Origin of the sequence: Bradyrhizobium sp. F1.4.3 (assembly GCF_040548375.1) — a bacterium.
Lineage (GTDB): Bacteria > Pseudomonadota > Alphaproteobacteria > Rhizobiales > Xanthobacteraceae > Bradyrhizobium.
Genome location: NZ_JBEPRN010000040.1, coordinates 1 through 5,360, shown reverse-complemented (window position 1 = coordinate 5,360; position 5,360 = coordinate 1). Strand labels below are relative to the sequence as shown.

General features: G+C 62.6%; 6 protein-coding genes. 4 read left to right on the top strand and 2 right to left on the bottom strand.

Features of this window, described 5'->3' with window-relative positions:
• Window positions 1–548: 548 nt before the first annotated feature.
• Window positions 549–695: a hypothetical protein gene (locus ABIB73_RS37460; protein ID WP_354232481.1), complete on the bottom strand. Its 147-nt coding sequence runs from the start codon at window positions 693–695 to the stop codon at window positions 549–551.
• Window positions 696–1,499: 804 nt separating this feature from the next.
• Here ABIB73_RS37460 and ABIB73_RS37455 point away from each other — a divergent pair.
• The 3 genes from ABIB73_RS37455 to ABIB73_RS37445 all read left to right on the top strand — a co-directional run bounded on the left by ABIB73_RS37455 (window position 1,500) and on the right by ABIB73_RS37445 (window position 3,087).
• Window positions 1,500–2,195: a Crp/Fnr family transcriptional regulator gene (locus ABIB73_RS37455; protein WP_354232483.1), complete on the top strand. Its 696-nt coding sequence runs from the start codon at window positions 1,500–1,502 to the stop codon at window positions 2,193–2,195.
• A gap of 172 nt (window positions 2,196–2,367) precedes the next feature.
• Window positions 2,368–2,745, top strand: a complete 378-nt coding sequence (locus ABIB73_RS37450) for an Hpt domain-containing protein (RefSeq protein ID WP_354232479.1) — start codon at window positions 2,368–2,370, stop codon at window positions 2,743–2,745.
• A gap of 93 nt (window positions 2,746–2,838) precedes the next feature.
• A complete protein-coding gene (locus ABIB73_RS37445) occupies window positions 2,839–3,087 on the top strand; it encodes a hypothetical protein (RefSeq protein ID WP_354232477.1) in 249 nt (82 codons plus the stop codon).
• A gap of 63 nt (window positions 3,088–3,150) precedes the next feature.
• Here the strand turns inward: ABIB73_RS37445 and ABIB73_RS37440 are convergent, their stop codons facing one another.
• A complete protein-coding gene (locus ABIB73_RS37440; RefSeq protein ID WP_354232475.1) occupies window positions 3,151–3,765 on the bottom strand; it encodes a response regulator transcription factor in 615 nt (204 codons plus the stop codon).
• 340 nt (window positions 3,766–4,105) lie between these two features.
• Between ABIB73_RS37440 and ABIB73_RS37435 the strand changes: the two genes are divergently transcribed.
• On the top strand, window positions 4,106–5,269 hold the full coding sequence (locus ABIB73_RS37435; protein WP_354232473.1) for a hypothetical protein: 1,164 nt from the start codon (window positions 4,106–4,108) through the stop codon (window positions 5,267–5,269).
• The last annotated feature ends 91 nt before the right edge of the window (window positions 5,270–5,360 follow it).

The window sequence follows — 5,360 nt, the reverse complement described above, 5'->3', positions numbered from 1 at the left end:
TCCAGGATCTTGGCGTTGTTCGGCTCCTGCTCGAACTTCACCAGCTGATTGTCGACGGTGTCCAGGCTCTCGCTGGTCTCCGTCAAAAACTCCCGTAACAGATCATCCATGGGGTACGCCTTACTGACCTGGACTTCGACACCTGAGCCGCACTTGGAATCGACGGAAGCCCGCTCCTAGATCGTTAGACATCTCATTTCACGGTCCCGTTAATTTCAGCCTCCGTGCTAATACGGATATTGAAGAGAAGTTTGGCGTTCGACTGCACCAGCTGCGGTTTTCGGCAAATCCGGCACGGCGCCTCATGCGGGAAACGCGACAGGTAAACGCGCCGATAACAGCGTTGCGACGCGCGCAAAAAAATCCAGCCGGCAAGGGACGATACGCACGGGCTGCGCGAGCTGAAACAAATCACGCGCAATTTGAAGCAAATCACTTGCAATCGAAATCGCAGGCGCGACTGTCGGTTCGTCTTCTGCCGAAGCCCGCGAGAGCTGCACTTGCAGTAAACGGACGCTTACCCCGCAGGCGGCGCGGTCGATGCAGCGCTAGCCCAACCGCGCGGCCAAGGCATTGTCGCCGGCAGAACGATGCTCGGCGAGGCAAGCCTTGATGGCGGCCAGCAGCGCATCCGGCGTGAACGGCTTGCGCAGGCAGCGCGCGGCGCCGAGACACCATCGGGTCGTCGTCGACAACGAGAATATGGCGCTGACTTTCTGTCCCCGTTTGGGCTTCCCGTTTCGGCGACTCAAAAATTGAATCGTGGGGCACGCATATCTCCTCTGACTTGGATCGAAATGGTGATGGCGACAGGCGCGATTGGCCTGGCGCAGAAGGCGGCCGTGATGGACGCAAGATCTGCGGCCACGCGACGTCGTGGATCGGATCGACCGGGAAGGCTGAAAATATTCGCCCAACGGACAGGGCTCTGCGGGTCGCACCAGCGTCCCATGGCGCCGCGGGTGCAATGCCTCTGGCTCATGACGCCCCTGCCATTTTTTCCTGCTTGGCCCGCGCAGGACTGGCGCGCCAGGCTCGCGAGCGAATCAGCGCGCGGTTCTCATTTCCGTCGCAAATGCGACAAGCTGTCTGCCCCACAACGTGTATATGGACAGATGCACAATCTTTGATGTATGGTCTTGCCGCCCCTATACAACGTCATGTTGGTGTCGTGTCTGGGGTCGTTTACGCATGAAACGCGCCGGAGCGATCCCGTATGGCGTCAGGCGGCCACTCTCGCAACCTGATCTGCAAATGCTTGACGTCGCGGATTTTGGCGGTCCGGGAATTCCGGGAATAACGACGAGCGAAGCACCGCTGCCTGCATGCCGGTGCGCACACAACCTCGTATCCGCGACACTCCGCGCAGCACGTCAGCATGGTCGACCAATTGCCAATATATCCCGACGGGAACATGATGGAATTTGCCCGTGCAAGGAACGGTGAATTTGCTTTCGCGAATTCACCGGCGGAGGAGACGGGAGGCAGCTTTGGAAACGATGGTCCGTCCATCCAACGGTTTCCTGTCGGCGCTGTCGGCAGACGATTACGAATTGATCCGTGCACATCTGCGCACGGTCGATCTGCCGCATGACACGGTGCTGGTCGAGACCGGCGAGACGCTCAAGCGCGCCTACTTCCCGCACCGTGGCGTGATCTCGCTGGTCGTGAAAGTCGCCAAGGGCGAGCATGTGCAGGTCGCCATGATCGGCCGCGACAGCCTGCTCGGAACGCTCTCGACCATGGGCGATGCCTGCGCGTTGAACACCGCGGTCGTGCTGGTCCCCGGCGTTGCATCGGTGATGGACCTCGACCGGCTGCGCACTGCTGCCGATCAGAGCACCACCCTGCGGACGCTGCTGACGCGCCACGGGCTGGCGGTCTACGCGCAGGTCCAGCAAACCGCGGGCTGCAATGCGGCCCATCCCGTGGAGTCGCGGCTGTCGCGCTGCCTGTTGCACACCCATGATTTGTCGGGCGACTATCGGCTGATGCTGACCCAGGAGGCCATGGCACAGATGATTGGGGCGCGGCGCAACAGCGTGTCGCTGGTCGCCAATACCTTGCAGCAGGCCAATTTCATCCATTACAGCCGCGGACATATCCAGATCCTCAATTTGGACGGACTGCGCCAGACCGCGTGCGAATGCTACGCCACGGTGAAGGCGCAGTACGACAGGCTGCTCGGGCCCTGACCGGACGCCAACGCGCTTGCGCAAAGCGGCACGTGGTAAACCAACCGCTTACGGCGGCCTGCAAACACCGCGCGTCTCGCTACCGGAAGCGAAATCGGAATCGGAGTAGATATCCGGACGCATCGCGCGCCCCAGGGCGCGCGATGCGCACAACGGGGACTGGGACGGAGCCATGTTTGAAGCCACTTTCGCGCCCGCGCAGAGCGCGCTCGATACCGAACCGCTGCGCGAGCCGAGAGCGTTCGACGCGCTCGTGCGCGAGATCGGCGAGGACGGCGCCGGCGAGGTCCGCGCCGTGTTCTGGAGCGAAACCCATGCGCGGCTCAAACTGTTCCGCGCGCTCGAACTCGGCCAGCACCGCAGCAAGATTGGGCGCGAGGCGCATTCGCTGAAGAGCGCCGCCAGGACGTTCGGCTATCTCCGGCTCGCGACGCTGGCGCTACGGCTTGAGGAGACCGCGGCCGCGCTAGGCGTCGCCGAATTTTGCGATCTCCTGGAGCGGATGGATGCCGCGTTCACCGCCGCGCGGGAGCAGGAGCCTCAGCTCTAGCGAGACCCATCCCCGCCGTACTTATACGGTTTACGATTTTCATATATGAATAATCATAGATGGCGATAGTCGCCGGAAACCAGGAGGGTTTCCATGTTCACCTATGAGACTGCGGACCAGAAAGAAGTCCGTCGCTTCCGCATCGCTCAATTCAACGGCCGGATGGCGACGGTGAAGGCGGGCGAGTCGACGGTGACGGGCTTCGTGCGTTCGGTACTGGAGCAGGAATCGACCATCCCGCCGCGCTGGACCATCACGATCATCCCGAACGCGCCGAAGGAAGAACCCAAGGCCCTGCGGCCCACCTCGCGCGTGCGCCCCTTCGCCGAAGACTATTTTTGAGCGCGATCGGGTCTCTTTAGCCGCCTTTAAGCCCTGGCCGCCCGGCGGCGCAAGACAACAGCCTCAATCGATCGAATACAGCAACGCCGCGCGGACAAGGTCCGCGGTGTTGCGGGCACCGAGCTTCCGCATCGCTTCAGCCCGATGGCTCTCGAAGGTGCGCGGGCTGATCTGCATCCGCAACGCCCCCTGCTTGTTCGAATAGCCCTCGCTGATCAGCCTCAGCACCTCGCGCTCGCGCTTGGTCAGCCGCTTCTGGCCCGACGGGATCGAGAACTCGGGGCTCGCCACGCGCGGCGCCTGCGGCGCGCGGCCGGCCTTCAATTCGGCAACTTCGGTCGTGGACAAGCCGCCCTTGTGAGGACCGGCGAGCTGCTTGACCAGGCCGCAGACGCGCTCGGTCTGCGCCAGTGCGTTCTCCACCACCCGCTGCAAATAGGCGCGGTCGCCCGACAGCGGCGCGAGCTGATCGCTGTGATGCTTGATCTCGCCCATGTAGAGCAGGAGCGCGGTCAGGGGACCATTGAGCTCGCGGGCGATCGCGGCGGCCATCTCGTCGGCCGCCTTGGCGCGGGCGGCATTCAGCCGGACGAAATCAAGCTCTTCAGGCGGAGAAGTGCTGCTTTCGTACCATTCCGACGGCTGCGAATCAGCGGCCGTATCGTTGTGTGACCCCATGTGACTCGTTTAGCGGAACCCGGAGCGATCTGTGGTTAACTTTTTGCTCCGTAAGACTACGGTAATTTTGTCAGTTTTGTGCTGAAACATCGGTATCGGCACAATTTATGCTTGCGTTGAGGCATCCCTAACCGCGCAGTGGTTGATAAACCTGCCTAGACCATAGGCAGGCCGGCAAAAGCTTTCTTAACGATCGCCTCCACACCGGGTGTCCGCGTCCCCGGATTTTACGGATAAATTAACGGCGACTTGCTTCTCTATGTCACAATTGAGAGCGCGCAAATGCCTCCATGCATTGGGCCGGGAGGCCTGCTGGAATCGCTGCGGAAGATTGCGTGCCATGAACGAGATCGACCAGCTATCGGAGTTCTTGCAGAAGCTGACGCCGCTGTCGCGCAGCTGTCTGCTGAGCGAGCTTGAGCGGCTCGAGCTGTGCGGCATCGACATGCCGGGCTCGACCGAGATCCAGGCCAAGCTGCGCGCCGAGTTCCGCAAGGACGGATCGACCCAGGCGCGCGCCATCAACCCTTCGCGTTATTTCTTCGCGCCGCTCGAGCTGCTCTTGATCGACGGCGCACCCGACCACGCCAATGCAGGACGGATCTCGCGCAACACGCTCACCCCGATCTGGGAGTGGATCTGCCGCGACCTGTTGCCGACCATGGCGCGCGACTACATCAAGGCGATCAACGACCAGGTCACCGCCAACAACCCGAAGGAAGTGCTGAAGATCGCCTCGACCTTTCAGGTCAAGGTCGTCAAGGTGCTCGAGAACACCCTCGCCTCGCCCGAGAGCACCGAGTTCGCGCGCGCCAAGCTCGCGCAATACACCGCCTCGCGCACCGCCTTCGACGACGTGAGGAAGATGCAGCATGTGCTGCGCGCCGGCGACGCGCTGCCGAAGTTCAACGCCAAGCTGCCCGAGAAGATCGCGAAATTCGACGACGACCAGGTCGCCCAGATCACCGCACAGCTCGACGCCTTCAAGAAGGCTCATTCCGATGCGCTGCCCTTCGCGCTGGCGCTGGTGGCCAGGCGCCTGAAGACGTCGTGGCAATTGGTGCGCCTCGCCACCAGGGCGGCCGCGAGCAAGAGCGCCGCCGACGTCGCCGCCGCGCCCTATGCCTGCGTCTTGCCCATGGCGCTCGACCGGCTCGACGACAAGCGCCTCGCGCTCCGTATCGCGCTCCGGCACAATCGCGTGCTGGTCGCACGCGACCTGCTCGCCGAGATCTACGATACAGAATATGCGCTCAAGGTCCGCATCGACGGGATCGAGCATTGCGAATGGGGCGTCCGGCTCCAGCAGTTGATGGACGCGATCGCGGCGCTGGTGTCGGCCGAGGTCAGCCGCTTCCCCTCCAATGTCGGCCACATCCTCGGCTCGCGCCGGCTGCGCAGCCACGATACGCTGGGTGGCAAGCTGAGCTATCTGGCCTGGAAGGGCCGCGACGCGGTGCAGGACGGCGCAGCGGCGTTTCGCAAATTGATCGGGGCGACCTAGATGTGGTCTCTCAGGAGGTTGTCCATCTGGTCTGAACCGAGGAAGCTGAGGTTGCGAAGCTTCAGTGTTCCAGGGAGAGACCAGATGAACG